Raw genomic sequence first — 15,483 nt, 5'->3', positions numbered from 1 at the left:
AAATAGGTTGCCCGATGACCGTGAAGGTGAGGATCTCGCTGAGCACGTAGCCCTACGATTTTTGAGGGCGGGCCGGAGGGCAGTCCATAGTGTAAGCCGTGGAGTCTATTGCAAAAGAATTCGTGATTAAAAAACATGAGGCTGAGCTAGACACCTGATCGACTCTGGGCGCAATCTCACTTGAGAGTGGTATCTGAACTCCGAAGCTGGAGGAAGCGTCAAAATCCAACTGATAGCGCTGATGGCCAAAAATAGGTTGGTAATGTTCAAAAAGTCGATGAAGTGCTATTGAGATAGCTTAATGCTATCTGTAGAGTTCGGCCCCCAGAGAACATGACGGTACTGAGCATTGGAAGCGGACGTTAATCCAACCGGTGAGGTTGATGAGGTTGTTGAGGCTGAAGAGGCCATTCAACCCCGTCTCAGACTTGAGCTTCCAAATGAGATTTCAGCTGAAACGGTCGATCCCGTCGTTGCTTTCTTGAAGGACGCTCCTGAAGGGACTGCGATTGAGCTTCACCTGCGACATAACGCAGGTGGGCGAGTGGACAAAATGGTCGCTTTGATCGATGCTCTTAATGAAACGAAGGCAACGGTCGAAATAACCTATAGTCGATACATAATGAGCGCAGCAGCAACCGTATGGCTTCATTTTCTGCTGAGAGCCACGACGAATGTGCAGTCGCTGATGCCGAAAAAACCTGGCGTCGTCATGTATCACCGTCCACGCAAGACACAAGGTGACTATTTGTGTTTTGCGGACGAAGTAAAAGATGATCATCCGCTGAAAGGGCCCTTGGCGAAGCAGATGAAAATTTTTGATGACTTGTTTGAAACTATGTATTTAGCCTTCCTTAGAGTTGGTCCTGACGGCCAGCTGAGGGATGAGCCCGCTGAAAGTATGGTTCATGAGCCCGATGGCCTGACCTACAGGCATTGGGTGATGCGGCTCAGAGATTGCTACTACGGGAACCAGGACTGCCTGATTCCTGTCTAAACCTACAACGGAGTGGAGACGGCGATATGACTGGTAAATCGTTAAGGTATCTCAAACCTGCTTCAGTAGAGCAGCGTAAGCAGAACGCCGAGCTTACTCGCGAGGCTGTGGCCAGTTATAAGAAGGCCACCCAAGACATCCATGAAATTTGTGCAGCGAAAGGTTTGGTTGAGCCCATCCTTACTGCGTGAATTAGCTGAAGTCAAAAAACCCGCCTATTGGCGGGTTTTTTTGTGGGTTTTATCCAACGCTGGCCCGGGCCCACACGGCAAGGTTGTCTATTAAGCTGGCATAACCGAGCCGGTTCATCCGCAAGAGAATATCCACGCACAGATAGATGAAGGTGGGCAAACGAGCCTGGAGGGTTGCCTATCCACGATTCGAGCGTTAGATCGGCATTTCGCGGTCATTTCCTAAGCGTTTCCAGATCAATAGGGTGGTGAGTCGATAGTAATGCTGGGTGGCGTCGGAGTGGTCTTTCAGGTGCTGAGTGAGAAACCAGCGCACATGCTTGAGTTGCCAGGTCCAAGGGTTGTCTCGCTGCCATCGCTGTTGAATGGCCGTTTGCATGATTCGGGCTTGGCGTAGATGTCGTTGCTGCGTGACCTTCGAGCCAGTCAGTACGCCGCTCAGGAACAAAGCCATATCAAACGGTTTGCTCATGATCGGCCACCAATGTAGGCCGATACCACATCAATCCGGTTGTGTCCGAGTTCATGGCTGATCTGCTGACGCGCCTGTCGATCCAGTTCACGGTCAATGCGATAGCAGTGGCCGCCATTGACCGGTGCGGCGTGGCCCGTGAGCTGTTCGTAACGCTCGCAGGCGTAGGCTGCGCGCAGTTCATGAAAGCCCTTCAGCCCGTGTTCATGCAGCGTTTTGCGGGCCGGGAGTACGGTCTGTTGCAGGAACGCGGCATAGCTTTCGTCTCGGGCCAGCAAGTTGCGGCTGCGGGGCGGCGATGCATGACGAGCAAGTTGCAGTGCAGCCTTCACCGCCTCATTGGCCACAACCCATCGCGGCGCTGATACCCCTGAACGGCCGCCTTTGGTGCCGTCCTGGATGTTGATGCGGCCGAAGTGTTCGGCTTCGCGGTGCAATCGTGGCAGGTCAGCCAGGATCGCTTCACGCAGGCGCATACCGGTTGCTCGGGCCAACCGGACAATCGCGGCCACCCGCTCGTGTTGCTGTTCGCCAAGCGCCTCGAGTACTCGCCGCACCTGTTGGTGGTCTTGGCCATCTGGCGCGCGGGTGCGTACGGTCGAGCGCTTCTGTCCCAACGCCTGACTCGGGCCGGCGATCCTCACGTCTTGATCACCGCGCAGCGCAGCGAGGGTGCGGTTGACGCTGCTCAGGCGGTTCTGCGCGGTGGCGATGCAGAGTTCACCTTGCAGGATCTGCTGGCGCAGATACGCGGCGTAGTCTTGTAGCGTCTGTCTATCGATCTGGCGCGCATCGTTGTAACCGGGGCCGTCCTCTGATCGACACCAACGCACGAACGCTTGCCAGCGATCACTATGCGCTTTGACCGTGGCGAAGTGGCCGCCGGCAAACAGATCCTTGAGCGCCTGTGGACCGGCGTAGCTCAGCTGGCGGCCATAGCCAAAGTTGCGACCCTCACGCCGACCGACCAGAGCCATCGTCATCACCGTTTTCGTTTGTTTGCAGAAAGCGCAGCAGGGCTTTCCAGTGGGGGCTGAGCCTGTCCAGCTGCTGCCAGTGTGTCGGGCGGATCAGGAGGGCATTTTCGTAGTGCAGCAGCAGTGCCCCTTCCTCACGCAATTGCTCGATCAGTCGGGCGAGGTGGGTAGGCTCCAGGGGTGGTGTGGCGACAGCGGCGACAGTGGCGACAACCCGCGTCGTTGCTGGCCTGGCGCGTGGCGACAGGGTGGCGACAGAAGCGGCGACACGCCGCAATTCTGGCTGTGGTTGATGTTGCGCTTGGTAACGGCGTACCGCGTCATTGAGGCGGAACATGACGGACCTCGAACGTTTTTCCATCGCGGCTGTTCAGCCAGCGATGCGTGATCAGCTCGACGAATAAAGAGGCGGTATGGTCAGCGCTCTTGCGGGCAAAACGAGGACCGTTGCGATTGACGTCGCGGACGGTGAAGTGGGTCCAGCCTTTCTGCGCCAGCCAGCGCAGCAGCCGATCCGCTTCCTCGCGTCGGCTATGGATCGGCTCTTGTTCGGTCAGGCGCTGAATCTCGGCCAGGTAGTAATCCATCAGGGTGGAGGCGCGCTGGATGTGTGCTTCGTCCAAGGCACTGGCCTCTTCAACCATGGCCAGCACGCCCGCGATGCGCAGCACATTCGCCGCGGCCTTGCCCGCGACAGACTGGACGCCGGCCAGCTCACCGAACTCACCAGACTGGCACTCGATGGTGTCGTGAATATCAATCCAGGCCCGCCGGGCGCGGGGAGTTAGCTCCAGGGTGGCGGGATTGAGTGAGCCATCCTGGTGAAGCGACCAGGGCTGTTGCAGCAGGGCGGTGATCCGCTGTTGGTAGCGCTGGACGTTGGCATCTCGGGTCAGGTCGATCGCCTGGTAGAGCCGCTGGCCGGCCAGGCGCTCGGGCCAACTGATCAGGCAGCGGCCGAGGATGCCTTGGCCATTGATCACCGGGTCTTTGAACAGTTGGTTGGCCAGGTAGGGCTGCAGCATCAGATGCAGGCTGAGGCGGCGGTCATAGGCACGCAGGCTTTCTCCGGCCATGGAGCGCGCCCGATCGATCGGGCTACCATCCCACAGTGTCGACAAGGTGGTGATCGCCTTGAGCAGATTCTCTTTGCTCATGGTGCTGCTGCCCAAGAACTGGCCACCTTCATCATTGAACAAGCCCATGCTGGGCAAGCCCTGGCACAGGCTTTTGACCAGAGCCTCAATGGTGGGCTCGGCAATGATCAGTCTCGGTGATACCGGCTCGGACAGCTCGCCGCCTTCCGCCTCCGCGTGTTTCTTTGAGGTTTTGGGTTTGGCCATGATGCTGGTCGCGGCGCGATAGGCTTTGAGTTTTTCCGCATACAGGGTCCACTGCTGCCGTTCCCAGTCGCGCGCCGCCTTCAGTGCCAGATGGTCCACCGCGCTTTTGCGATCACCCGAGGACGCCACCGTCAGTAGGTAGAGGGACAGCGGATAGGTTCGGCCGTCGAGTTGGACATTGGCATGACCCTGGCTCACCAGGGCAGCAGTAGCCAGCACCGATTGCGCGGCCATGGCGCAGGGCACGCCGATCACCTCGGCCAGTCGTTCGACCGCAGGGCCCAACAGATCCCCGAGTGCTTCGACCGGGTAGGGCAGTGGCGCCTGCTGGTATTCCAGCAATGGCTGTGGTGGTTCGAACGCTTCGCACAGTTGCATCGCCATTCTCCTGAGATTATCGACTCCGTCCTCACTCATCCCGCCACGGTTGTTGAGTGTTATCAGGGATCAAGGCCCCTGCGACCTGTGAGGTTTGTCCACTAGCGCGGGACTGACGGCTCTTTATGACCGGGAGCTTGGGCATCTCATGATCTGGCCTCCTGAACACTTCCGCAGAAGTGGGCGGGTGGAGGCCGCACTGGCTGACGAGACCGGCGCCGCGAGATCCTGAGTCGGGTGAAGGCAGAGAGGCGACGACCGGGGCATGCCTGACTGTCAGTCAGGTGCAGTCCATTCCGTGGGCTGCGGCACCATCATCGGCATCGCTGTGGCGAGTGATCATTCGGTGTTTGTCACGCCGATTGTCACCAGGGAGAAAGCCGCAAAGGCCCGTGCGAGCAGGGCTGCAGCAGTGTGATATGCGCCCGTCTCTTTAGGGGGTAAAGAGACGGGCAAAAGGTTGGCGCAAGAACTGGCCAAGCGAATAAGTTGCTGCAGGACAGCTGGGTAGGGTGGTTTTGCCGCAGTAGGCAAAGCTAAGAAGTGGGCATCCATCACATGGGTAGTGACCGTGCGAGCCGCCGGACGCTAATCGCACTTGGGAAGAACCACCACGTTCGTGGCGTAGTCTTGAAGGTTCTGGCTACCTGGGTGCTGTCGAGGACAGCGCTTGTACGGTTCTGGTGTAGCGCTCGTTCTGCTCGCGGTCAACCGTATTTTGGGGGCGACTCTTGCGCCAATCGGTAGCGCTGGAAGACCTTGGAGGCCGGTGGTTTGCCATGGCCGGGCGGTCGTTCGTCGGGTTTTAATGTGAGCCCATGCAGGTGGGAATGCGGAGCCTTCCCGCCTGCATGGGCTTGGTCGATAAAGCCCCAAGAGCGAGGATTGCAACGGCGACAGTCGCCACTTTTGTCGCCATGCTGCAGGCCAGGTATTACACGGGTTGTCGCCGGTGTCGCCGCTGTCGCCAAATCAACCATCACTCCATCTGGGGAGTCATTCTCGGTTACCGGTAGCGTCCGGTGAGCGCTCACCGTATCGGTACGACGTTGCGGCCCCTGGTTTGATTGATGGCCGATGCCGACAGGCTGCCGGTGGCCGCCTTCTGGATATGTTCACTCCACCAGGCCATCATCGGACGCCGGCGTTCGATGTAATCCGCCCGGTTGTAGGCGCTTCGAACTTCGTCTTTATCGACATGCGCCAACGCGACTTCGATTAGCTCCGGATCCCATCCATGCTCGTTCAGGATTGTGCTGGCCATGGAGCGCATTCCGTGGCTGACCAAGCGGTCCTGAAAACCCATTCGTTTCAACGCCATGTTGGCTGTTTGGCTATTCGCGTGGGTGCGCGGATTTCTATCTGACGGGAACACATATTCCCTGTGGCCGCTATGGGGCTTAAGCGTCTCCAATAACGAGAGTGCATGTTCGGTCAGCGGGATTGTGTGCGGACGACGCTTTTTCATTCGCTCCGGAGGGATGGTCCAGATGCGTTTTTCGAAGTCTATGTCTTCCCATCGGGTAGTCGCCGCTTCGGCAGGGCGGGTCATAGTGTGTAGCTGCCATTCGATCAGGCAGCGGGTCGTCCGCTTGATGCTGGCGTTCGCGATTCCCATCATGAGCTCCGGAAGCTCATCTGGTAGTAGCGCTGCCATGTTCTCTTTCTTAGGTTTCTTGAACACCGCTCGAATGCCGCTGAGAGGGTTGGCAAAAATCATTCCGGAATTGACCCCGTAGGTCATGATCTCGTTAAGGCGCTGGCTCACTCGCTTAACTGTCTCGAGGCTACCTTTGGCCTCAATCGGACGAAGGAGCTTGATGACCATTGGGGCGCTGACTTCGGAGAGAGGCGTTGATTTCATGCTCGGAAAAACATGCAGTGTGAGGGAGCGCCAAATGTCTTCGGCATACGCCGGCGTGACGGAGTCCTTCTTCAGCTCGAACCAGGCGGTGGCCACGTTCTCGAAGGTGTGTTCCGTTTCCGCTCGTTTGGCTTCCTGTAGCTCATTGCGCTGAGCTTTTGGATCGATGCCCTGTGCAAGCAGCTCTCTGGCCTCAACGGTTTTCTTCCTCGCTTGCGCAAGAGAAACCTCGGGATAAGAGCCGAGTGCCATGTTGATTCGATTTTTGGTGACGGGATGCCGGTAGTTGAAATTCCACTGCATCGAGCGATTGACCCTGACTCGCAGTTGGAGCCCGTCGCCATCCGTGAGGACGTAATCCTTGTCTTTCGGTTTGACCGCCTTGAGTTGGTGGTCGGAGAGGCGGGTGGTTTGAGCGCACATGAGAAGTACTCCATGACACCTTTTGGTATTCCCAAGATTAGCGCCGGGGAGCCGGGAATACCATTGGGAATACCAAACTGCCTGGAACTCAAAAAGCCTGGAAAGCCTCCCGTGGCCCTGAAACCCCCGTATTTACTGGATTTCAGGCACAAAAAAAGACGTCCGTGGACGTCTTTAGATGTTGAAGTGGTGGAGCCGGGGGGATTTGAACCCCCGTCCGCCAGTACTCTGCTGTCGGTACTACATGCGTAGCCGTGTCTATTGAGTTAACCCTCAGCCGCCCGACGGGCAGGGTGCATTGGGCGAGTTGTGTAAGTTTTAGCCGCTTCGTCCACAACGTACTGCACGGCGATTCTGTTCTATATGACAATCACTTTGGGTTTACAGACATCCCCTGATGATTGCTGGACCCGAAGGTACCAGGAGGGAAGGGCTAAGGCTGCTTACGCAGCGAGAGCGTATTCCCCGTAGGTTTCGTCATTGGCAACTATAGAAAGTTGCAACAGTGGATTTACGAGTTCTGTTACCAACTCGGCATGCACCTAAAGGTTCGCAACCAGCGTCGAATCCTAAACGGCCCCGTGCTTGTTGCTCGGTGTTTCTTAATGAGCGACAAGCCTGCGCAGTGTACGTCAAACGGTCACAGAAGGCCAACCCGAAGGTTGGCCTTGAGCGGTTGGCGAATTACTTGCCGCCTTTGTCGCTGTCCTGCAGATCTTGCAGGGCCTTGGAGGTGATCTCGATACATCTCTTGTCGTCCCCCGCTGCATGGGCGGCTTTGGCTTGGGAGACGGCCGTATCAATTTCGCCGCTTTTGCCGCTGGTGTCAGTGGCGAGCAACGCTTTCCCGTTGTTGATTTTGTCCAGATTGATCTGGCACAGGTCATCGGTTGTACCGGCTGCAAACACCGGGGAAGCCAGCATTGCAGCGGTAACGAACAAACCAGCAAGAGCGGAACGCTTCATGGGTATCTCCTTGTGCAAAGAGGGCTCGATGCCGCCGGATTTCCGTGCAGCCAGCGAGGTCACTGATGAGCCTCGTTCGCCGAGGCCTATGCAGATGACTACGTTGGCGCGCAGGGGTTCTGTTTTATTGCCGGATTAGTGACTTCGCGCCTGAGTGACACGATCCACCAGGTACACCAAACCGTGATAATCAATCCCGCCATGCTGGCTCAGGCCGATCTCGCAGGTACGGCTGGTGGAGATGCCCTCGCTGCAATATTGCACCGCCTCTTTCAGGGATCGCAGTGAGTGAGCGTTCAGCTCGGGTGTGGTGAAACCCTTGTCACCGGCAAAACCGCAGCAGTGAATGCCTTCGGGGATCACTACGTTTTTGCTGCATCGCCGGGCCAGGTCGATCAAGGCCTGGCTTTCACCCAGATGCTGGGTGCTGCAGGTGACATGCACGGCGATGGGCGCGTCTTGAGGCGTGAAGTCGAGGCGGTCCATCAAGTGTGTGCGGATGAAGCGCACCGGGTCGTAGAGGTCCAGGCGCGTTTCGCCCAAGTCTTGAACCAGGCGCAGGGTGCAAGGGCTGGTGTCGCAATAAATCGGGTCAAGGCCGCCACGGCTGGCGTGAAGCAGGGCGCCGATCAGTTCCTGGCGCTTGTGCTCGGCTTGCTCGGCGTAGCCTTTGGACGCGAAAGGCTGGCCGCAGCAGAGGCTGTCCTGATTGTCTGGGAAGACTACTTGATAACCGGCCTTTTCCAGCAGGCCACGGGTTTTGTCGTACAGCGACATCTGTTCCTTGTCGCTCGCCGCCGGCCCCATGGTTCGGGATACGCAAGCCGCCAGGTAAACCACTCGTGGCCGTTCATCGTTGACGGTCGGACTGAAACGAATGGCCTTTTCCGGCTGCGGCATGGCGTTGGTCCATTGGGGGATTTGCCCCTTGGACAGCTTGGTCACCGTGGCGGAAAGTTTTGCCAGGCGTTGCGCGCCCAGCAACATCCGCGCACCGTTGGCTACGTGCAGGGTAAAGCGTGCGCCTTGCAATACTGTTGCAAAATGCGTCGCCAGCCACTCCGCTGTTTTCGTGTGGTCGGCGTCACGGCTGCGCAGCTTTTTCACCAGGTCACCGGTATTGATGCCTACGGGGCAGCGTTGAGCGCAAAGCCCGGTGGCGGCGCAGGTGTCGATGCCCTGATAGCGGTAAGCCTCTTCAAGTTCGGTGGTGTCGATGCCGGCGCGTTTTTTCGCCTGGATATCGCGCCAGATCACAATGCGCTGGCGCGGGCTCAAGGTCAGGCCTTTCGATGGGCATACCGGTTCGCAAAAACCGCACTCGATGCACTTATCCACCAACTCGTCGGCAGCCGGCAGAGGCTTGAGGTTTTTCAGGTGGATTTGCGGGTCTTCGCTGAGCACCACGTTCGGGTTGAGAATGCCGTTGGGGTCGAGCAGGCGCTTGAGTTGCCACATCAGTTGATAAGCATCGCTGCCCCATTCCAGCTCGACGAAGGGCGCCATATTTCGGCCAGTGCCGTGTTCGGCCTTCAGCGAGCCGCCGAACTCCACCGCCACCAATTGTGCCACGTCGTCCATGAACGCCTGGTAGCGTGTGACTTCTTCGGCACTGTTGAAGCCTTGGGTGAAGACAAAGTGCAGATTGCCTTCCAAAGCGTGTCCGAAAAGGATGGCTTCGTCGTAGTGATGTTTGTCGAACAACTTGATCAGGCGGTTTACGCCGATAGCCAGTTGTTCCACGGGGAAGGTGACGTCTTCGATGATTACGGTGGTGCCGGTTTTGCGTACGGCACCGACGGCAGGGAAGGTATCTTTTCGGATGGCCCAGAGGCGGGCGTTTTCCAGCGGATCTTCAGTGAAGTCGACTTGCTTCTCCACCGGGAAACCGGCCAGGGATGCCATGATCAGCGCCAGTTGTTCATGGAGCAGCGAGGACGATGCAGCGCGGGATTCGATCAATAGCGCGCAGGCGTTTTCCGACAGTTGCTGTACGAAAGCCGGCATGCCGGGTTTGTCCTGCACCGAACGCATACTGCGCCGATCCAGTAGTTCGACCGCTGAAACCGGCTGGGTTTTCAGCACCGTTACTGCGTTGCAGCAAGTTTCAACGTCTGGGAATACGATCAGCGCCGAGGCTTTGTTCGGGTGGTCGATGACTGTGTCGTAAGTCACTGCGCTGATAAACCCCAGGGTGCCCTCTGAGCCCACCAGCAGATGGCTGAGGATATCCAGTGGTTCGTCGAAGTCCACTAACGCGTTGAGTGACAGGCCGGTGGTATTTTTCAGACGGTATTTGTGGCGAATTTTTGCGGCCAATTCAGCATTGGCCCGGGTCTCGCGGCCCAGGGTCGCCAGGCGTTCAAGCAGGTCACCGTGCTGCTCACGGAATGCCGAGACGCTGACCCTATCTTCGGTGTCGAGGCGGCTGCCATCGGCCAGCACCAGGCGGATTCCGGCCAGTGTGTGGTAGGTGTTCTGCGCCGTACCGCAGCACATGCCGCTGGCGTTGTTGGCGACGATGCCGCCGATCTTGCAGGCGTTGATCGACGCAGGGTCAGGGCCTATCTTGCGTCCGAACGGTGCCAGCCAGGCGTTGGCCTGGGCGCCGATTACCCCAGGTTGCAGGCGGATTTGCATACCTTGGCCGCGAATCTCGCGACCGTTCCAGTTGTCGCCGAGCACGATCAATACTGAATCGCTGATGGCCTGACCGGAAAGGCTGGTGCCAGCGGCGCGAAAGGTCACCGGTACGCGGTCGCGCTGGGCCAGTTGCAGCAGGTCGACTACTTCCTCTTCCGACTCTACGCGGATGACCAGCTGTGGGATCAGTCGGTAAAAGCTGGCGTCGGTGCCAAATGCCAGAGTGGAAAGCGCATCGTCGAAGCGCCGATCTTTCGGGATCAGCCGTGCGACATCATCAAGGAACGCTGCGGGCAGACTCATTGGTCCTCCAGGATCAACACCACCAAGTCTTTCGGGCCGTGGGCACCGTAGGCCAGTACCTGTTCGATGTCGGCGGTCTTCGACGGACCGGATACCAGCAGGGCGTTGGTGGGCATGCCTTGGGCCCAGGCGAATTGCTGCTGGACCTGATAGAAATTATCGTAAATCTCACTGGCCTTGAGCAGGGCGAAATGCACCGGCGGCACCAGGCTCATCAGGCGCGGCTCTTCCCGCGTTGGCCAGAGAATCAAGCTACCGGTTGCGGCGATAGCGCCCAGGGTTGTTGTAAGACTGGCTGGGGTGTCATTGAACAGCTCGGCTTTCCACTCTTCTACCGGACGGTTGTAGGCTTTTAGCACCGGCAGATGCGGATTGTTCGCCCAGTGTTCGGTAACACACCGGCCGTGGGGCGTGGTTGGGGCGATCAGCAGGCTGGGCAATGTTCGGTCTTGCAGCAGTTGCGCCAGCAACGTTGGCCAGCCGGCACCAGACGTCAGGTGGATTTCAGTGTGTACCGCTTCCATCAGCTTGCGCAGTTGCGGGATACGTTGCTCGGCAGTGTAGGTGTAGATCTCCGTCACCAGGGCTTCGTCGAAGTTGTCAGGCACCGGCGTGGTGCCCGTCAGACTATGGCGCAATTTGGCGAGGATGTTGTGCTTGGCGCTCATCAGCGATCTCCCTGTTTGGCCAGATGCTCGCGGGCCAGGTCATGCAGTGAGCGTGCGGCGGGTTTCGGCGCACTGTGGTTTTGCGTCCACGGCCCGAGGTTGTTTGGCGCCAGGGCGCGCAGACGGGTGGCGCAGAAGGCAAACAGCCGGTACAGCGTCGGTGAACTATTGAGTCGGGCCCACGCATTCCAGATAAAACGTTCCTTGCGCGAGTACTTGCTGCCTTGGCCGCGCATCACCTGATGAGGGCTATCGGGGGCTTTGACGTTCTCTTCCCGCAGGCGACGCAGCAGCGCAGGGATTGGTATTTTTACCGGGCACACTTCACCGCAGGCGCCGCACAACGACGAAGCACTGGGATGATCGGGGACTTTCGCCAGGCCGACCATATGTGGGGTGATGATTTTTCCGATAGGGCCTGGGTACACCTCGCCGTAGGCATGGCCGCCGATTCGCGTGTACACCGGGCAGTGATTCATACAGGCGCCGCAGCGGATGCAGTTGAGGGTCTGACGCAGTTCGCTGTCGGCAAAGGCCTGGCTGCGGCCGTTGTCCAGCAGTACCAGATGCACGTGCTCGGGGCCGTCCAATTCATCGGCCTTGCGCGGGCCGGAGATCATGTTGACGTAGGTGGTGATCGGCTGGCCAAGGGCCGAGCGGGTCAGCAACGACAACAGCGGTACCACATCCCGCAGGTTTTCGACGACCTTTTCTATGCCAGTGACGGCAATATGCACTGGCGGCACGGTGGTCGACATGCGCCCGTTGCCTTCGTTTTCCACCAGCAGCAGGGTGCCGGTTTCGGCCACGGCGAAGTTGACACCGGAGACGCCAATGTCGGCTTCGAAGAATTTTTGCCGCAAGACTTTACGGCCAATCTGGATCAGTTGATCGACGTCCTTGGTGTACTCCACGCCCAATTTTTCGTGGAACAGCGACGCGACCTGGCCGGCGTTCTTGTGAATGGCCGGCATGATGATGTGGGAAGGCTTCTCGTGGTCCAGTTGAACAATGAACTCGCCCATGTCCGACTCCAGGCATTCAATGCCCTGGGCGGCGAGGACGTGGTTCATGTCCATCTCTTCACTGACCATGGATTTGCCCTTGATCACCTGTGTGGCTTGGCGCTCGCGGATGATCGACAGCACGATGGCGTTGGCCTCTTCGACTGTTTGCGCCCAGTGCACCTTGACGCCGTTGCGGGTCAGGTTCTGTTCAAGCTGCTCCAGCAGGTCAGGCAATTTGGACAGCGCCCGGGCACGCACAGCATTGCCCAGGGCTCGCAGGTGTTCACGTTCGTGGGCATCGCTAAAAGACGCTGCCCGTTTGGTCATCAGCGAATCCATCGCGCTGCGAAAGTTGTTTCGCAGTTGTGCGTCACCCAATGCCTGATGGGCACGGGTGCGGAAATCTTCCGACACGTCGACGGTGGGGATCAGCGTGGCGGTGTTCATTGTGCACCCCCGGTTCGCTGCCAGAGAAAGCTGGCCAGGTGCTGACCGCGCAATGCAGCCTGCTGTTTCTCCAGGGAGCCATTGATGTTCATCAGGCAGCCGCAATCGGCGCTTAACACTTGGTGGGCGCCGGACTCTTTCAGGGCTCGGGTCTTGTCGGCGACCATCGCCCCGGAAATATCCGGCATGCGCACGCTGAACGTCCCGCCGAAACCGCAGCATTCGCTTTCGTGGCTGTGATCGACCCGCTCGACGTTGTTCAGTTGCGCCAGCAGTTCACGGCCATGCAGGTGGGTGTTCATTTCCCGGCGTGCCGAGCAAGAGGTATGCAGCGCCACCTTAACCGGTGCACCGCTGTCCTTGAGCTGGACCTTGCACACGAACAGCAGGAACTCCGCCAACTCGTAGGTGCGAGCGGCGAGGGCCTGCACCTGTTTGAGCGTTTCGGGCTCGTCCTTGAACAGGTCGGCATAGTGCTCGCGCAACATGCCCGCGCAGGAGCCTGAAGGCACCACCACCGGGTAGTCATCGGCAAACAGTGCCAGTTGTGAGCGTGCCACTTGTCGGGCCTGTTCTGTGTAACCCGAGGTGTAGGCTGGTTGCCCGCAGCAGCTTTGTCCCTGGGGGTAGTTGACGCGAATGCCTTCGCGCTCCAGCAGGTGAATCGCGTCCATCCCGGCTTCGGGATAAAACAGGTCCACTACGCAGGTACCGAACAGGTAGACCTGTTGAGGTTTTACTCCGGGGTACTGGCGCGGTTCGGCCAAGGGCGGCGCGACACGGGTGGCATTAGGCACGGCATTGTAAAAAAGCTCGCTCATCAGGCGCATTCTCCGGGTGGTCCCGGTTATCCGTCCGTGTTGGCCGCTGATTGCTCGGCGGCCTTACAGACCGGGTTGTGAATAGCTGACGCCGGAATCGCTGTCCGGCGTCGGTTCTTACCCTAATCCCTGCACGGCTTAGTGCACCAGCATGCCGGTGAGCCAGTAGGCCTGGGCCAGGGTGATCAGCCCGACAATCGTGGCGAAGAACAGGCTGTGCTTGAGGGTGAAGCGGAACAGGTCGGACTCTTTGCCCACCAAGCCTGTTGCTGCGCAGGCCACGGCGATCGATTGTGGGGAAATCATCTTGCCGGTCACGCCGCCGCTGGTATTTGCCGCGACCAGCAGGGTGTCGCTGACACCAATCTGGTGGGCGGTGGTGGCTTGCAGGGAGCTGAACAGGGCGTTGGACGACGTGTCGGAACCGGTCAGGAATACCCCCAGCCAACCGAGGAATGGTGAGAAGAAGGGAAATGCTGCGCCGGTACCGGCCAGGACCAGGGCCATGGTCGACGACATGCCGGAGTAGTTGGTAACAAACGCGAACGCCAGCACCATGCCGATGGACAGGATTGGCCAACGCAACTCGTAGAAGGTCTCTTTCAAAGTGGTCAGACCAGTTTTGAAATCGATTTTCAGCACTGCCATAGAGATCAGTGCCGAGAAGAAAATGGCCGTGCCGGTGGCGGAAATAGGGTCCAGTTTGAACACCGCAGGAATGGCGGTCGGGTTGGTGACGATCGGGGCAACCTTGACCACCAGTTGGTCCAGGTGGGGGATCGCGAAATTGAAGACCCAGCTGTACATCGAGCCGCCAGCAGCGAACATCGCCTTGAATGGTTTGAGGGTCCAGATGGTGACCAGTACCGTCAGAATCAGGAACGGTGACCAGGCTTTGAAAATTTCCCCAAGGCTGTAGGGCGAAGCCACGGAAGTACGAGGTTGGCCGAAACCGCCGACGCGGGCAGTGACGGCTGCGCTGGAGGTTGCCCCGGCAATTTGTGCGCCTGCGGTGCGCTTGGGTTGCCAGACTTTCAGGAACAGGGTCAAGGAAATCAGGCTGGCCAGGGCCGAGGTGATGTCCGGCAGTTCCGGGCCGATGAAGTTAGAGGTGAAGTACTGGGTGATGGCGAAGCTCAGGCCCGCCACCAGTGCTGCCGGCCAGGTTTCTTTGACGCCGCGTAGGCCGTCCATCATGAATACTAGCCAGAACGGCACGAACAGCGACAGCAGCGGCAATTGGCGACCGGTCATGGCGCCAATCTTGAAGGCGTCGATGCCCGTCACCTGGCCGGCAACGATGATCGGGATACCCAGCGCGCCGAAGGCCACGGGCGCGGTGTTGGCAATCAGGCACAGGCCGGCGGCGTACAGGGGGTTGAAGCCCAGTCCTACCAACAGTGCGGCGGTAATCGCTACCGGAGCACCGAAACCGGCTGCACCTTCGAGGAATGCGCCGAAGCAGAAGCCAATCAGCAGCACTTGCAGGCGCTGGTCGTCGGTAATCGACAGCACGGAGCTGCGGATAACTTCGAACTGGCCGCTCTTGACCGTCAGTTTGTAGAGGAATACGGCGGCGACAATGATCCAGGCGATCGGCCATAGGCCGTAGGCAAATCCATAGCCAGCAGCGGCGAGCGCCATGTCTACCGGCATCTGGAAGGCGAAGATCGCCACCAGGATCGACAGCGCCAATGTGATGCTGCCCGCGACGTGGCCTTTAAGGCGAAACACGGCCAGGGCCAGGAAGAAAAATACGATGGGAATAACGGCGGCCAATGCGGACAAGCCGAGGCTGCCGAGTGGACTGTAGAGCTGTTGCCAGGTTTGCATATGGGGTGGCCCCTAATTGTTGTTGGTCATGCACTGTGCAGCTGATTTGGTTAATTGGTAATACCAATATACAATCGCTGTTGGCTAGGTTAAAAGCCTTGGGGCCGATGTGTCAATTTGTCGCTTGTGAAACTTTGGTCGAATGCTGGG

Annotated in this window: 13 protein-coding genes and 1 other RNA gene; 2 read left to right on the top strand and 12 right to left on the bottom strand. The window is 58.6% G+C overall.

The annotated features are described in order from the left end of the window. Window positions 1–349 precede the first annotated feature (349 nt). Both FQ182_RS19835 and FQ182_RS29840 read left to right on the top strand, forming a co-directional pair. Complete coding sequence (locus FQ182_RS19835; protein ID WP_149413249.1) at window positions 350–997, top strand: hypothetical protein; 648 nt, start codon at window positions 350–352, stop codon at window positions 995–997. 26 nt (window positions 998–1,023) lie between these two features. Continuing rightward, window positions 1,024–1,188: a hypothetical protein gene (locus FQ182_RS29840; RefSeq protein ID WP_158267389.1), complete on the top strand. Its 165-nt coding sequence runs from the start codon at window positions 1,024–1,026 to the stop codon at window positions 1,186–1,188. Between the two features lie 196 nt (window positions 1,189–1,384). Here the strand turns inward: FQ182_RS29840 and FQ182_RS19830 are convergent, their stop codons facing one another. The 12 genes from FQ182_RS19830 to FQ182_RS19770 all read right to left on the bottom strand — a co-directional run bounded on the left by FQ182_RS19830 (window position 1,385) and on the right by FQ182_RS19770 (window position 15,333). After that, window positions 1,385–1,660 (bottom strand): hypothetical protein, encoded by a 276-nt coding sequence (locus FQ182_RS19830; protein WP_149413248.1) that lies wholly within the window; start codon window positions 1,658–1,660, stop codon window positions 1,385–1,387. Next, window positions 1,657–2,637: an integrase domain-containing protein gene (locus FQ182_RS19825; RefSeq protein WP_149413279.1), complete on the bottom strand. Its 981-nt coding sequence runs from the start codon at window positions 2,635–2,637 to the stop codon at window positions 1,657–1,659. Before FQ182_RS19825 ends, FQ182_RS19830 begins: the two co-directional genes overlap by 4 nt. Beyond that, entirely contained in the window at window positions 2,615–2,974 is a 360-nt protein-coding gene (locus FQ182_RS19820; protein ID WP_149413247.1) for a hypothetical protein, read from the bottom strand. The genes FQ182_RS19825 and FQ182_RS19820 overlap by 23 nt, the downstream gene beginning before the upstream one ends. Then, window positions 2,958–4,358, bottom strand: a complete 1,401-nt coding sequence (locus FQ182_RS19815) for a YfjI family protein (RefSeq protein WP_149413246.1) — start codon at window positions 4,356–4,358, stop codon at window positions 2,958–2,960. Before FQ182_RS19815 ends, FQ182_RS19820 begins: the two co-directional genes overlap by 17 nt. A gap of 1,030 nt (window positions 4,359–5,388) precedes the next feature. Next, window positions 5,389–6,645 carry an integrase domain-containing protein gene (locus tag FQ182_RS19805; protein WP_149413245.1) on the bottom strand — a complete coding sequence of 419 codons (1,257 nt, stop codon included), beginning with the start codon at window positions 6,643–6,645 and terminating at the stop codon, window positions 5,389–5,391. Window positions 6,646–6,832: 187 nt separating this feature from the next. After that, window positions 6,833–7,226: a transfer-messenger RNA gene (gene ssrA, locus FQ182_RS19800) on the bottom strand. 103 nt (window positions 7,227–7,329) lie between these two features. Then, the gene (locus FQ182_RS19795) at window positions 7,330–7,611 is read right to left on the bottom strand and encodes a hypothetical protein (RefSeq protein ID WP_149413244.1); all 282 of its coding nucleotides are present in this window, start codon (window positions 7,609–7,611) and stop codon (window positions 7,330–7,332) included. A 135-nt stretch (window positions 7,612–7,746) separates the two neighbouring features. Beyond that, a complete protein-coding gene (locus FQ182_RS19790) occupies window positions 7,747–10,557 on the bottom strand; it encodes an FAD-binding and (Fe-S)-binding domain-containing protein (protein WP_149413243.1) in 2,811 nt (936 codons plus the stop codon). After that, window positions 10,554–11,225, bottom strand: coding sequence for a lactate utilization protein (locus FQ182_RS19785; RefSeq protein WP_133103662.1), 672 nt, complete (start codon window positions 11,223–11,225; stop codon window positions 10,554–10,556). Before FQ182_RS19785 ends, FQ182_RS19790 begins: the two co-directional genes overlap by 4 nt. Beyond that, window positions 11,225–12,679: a LutB/LldF family L-lactate oxidation iron-sulfur protein gene (locus FQ182_RS19780; protein WP_149413242.1), complete on the bottom strand. Its 1,455-nt coding sequence runs from the start codon at window positions 12,677–12,679 to the stop codon at window positions 11,225–11,227. The genes FQ182_RS19785 and FQ182_RS19780 overlap by 1 nt, the downstream gene beginning before the upstream one ends. Continuing rightward, entirely contained in the window at window positions 12,676–13,500 is an 825-nt protein-coding gene (locus tag FQ182_RS19775) for a (Fe-S)-binding protein (RefSeq protein ID WP_149413241.1), read from the bottom strand. The genes FQ182_RS19780 and FQ182_RS19775 overlap by 4 nt, the downstream gene beginning before the upstream one ends. Window positions 13,501–13,638: 138 nt before the next feature. Continuing rightward, window positions 13,639–15,333, bottom strand: coding sequence for a lactate permease LctP family transporter (locus FQ182_RS19770; RefSeq protein WP_149413240.1), 1,695 nt, complete (start codon window positions 15,331–15,333; stop codon window positions 13,639–13,641). Window positions 15,334–15,483: the final 150 nt, after the last annotated feature.

It is taken from the genome of Pseudomonas sp. ANT_H4 (genome assembly GCF_008369295.1).
Taxonomy (GTDB): Bacteria; Pseudomonadota; Gammaproteobacteria; order Pseudomonadales; family Pseudomonadaceae; genus Aquipseudomonas.
The sequence above is the reverse complement of the archived record's forward strand: the minus strand, read 5'-3'. Positions and strand labels throughout refer to the sequence as shown.

Coding starts and splice junctions, on each gene's coding strand:
- FQ182_RS29840 (WP_158267389.1), top strand. CDS start 1,024: ATGACTGGTAAATCGTTAAGGTATCTCAAACCTGCTTCAGTAGAGCAG.
- FQ182_RS19830 (WP_149413248.1), bottom strand. CDS start 1,660: ATGAGCAAACCGTTTGATATGGCTTTGTTCCTGAGCGGCGTACTGACT.
- FQ182_RS19825 (WP_149413279.1), bottom strand. CDS start 2,637: ATGGCTCTGGTCGGTCGGCGTGAGGGTCGCAACTTTGGCTATGGCCGC.
- FQ182_RS19820 (WP_149413247.1), bottom strand. CDS start 2,974: ATGTTCCGCCTCAATGACGCGGTACGCCGTTACCAAGCGCAACATCAA.
- FQ182_RS19815 (WP_149413246.1), bottom strand. CDS start 4,358: ATGCAACTGTGCGAAGCGTTCGAACCACCACAGCCATTGCTGGAATAC.
- FQ182_RS19805 (WP_149413245.1), bottom strand. CDS start 6,645: ATGTGCGCTCAAACCACCCGCCTCTCCGACCACCAACTCAAGGCGGTC.
- FQ182_RS19795 (WP_149413244.1), bottom strand. CDS start 7,611: ATGAAGCGTTCCGCTCTTGCTGGTTTGTTCGTTACCGCTGCAATGCTG.
- FQ182_RS19790 (WP_149413243.1), bottom strand. CDS start 10,557: ATGAGTCTGCCCGCAGCGTTCCTTGATGATGTCGCACGGCTGATCCCG.
- FQ182_RS19785 (WP_133103662.1), bottom strand. CDS start 11,225: ATGAGCGCCAAGCACAACATCCTCGCCAAATTGCGCCATAGTCTGACG.
- FQ182_RS19780 (WP_149413242.1), bottom strand. CDS start 12,679: ATGAACACCGCCACGCTGATCCCCACCGTCGACGTGTCGGAAGATTTC.
- FQ182_RS19775 (WP_149413241.1), bottom strand. CDS start 13,500: ATGAGCGAGCTTTTTTACAATGCCGTGCCTAATGCCACCCGTGTCGCG.
- FQ182_RS19770 (WP_149413240.1), bottom strand. CDS start 15,333: ATGCAAACCTGGCAACAGCTCTACAGTCCACTCGGCAGCCTCGGCTTG.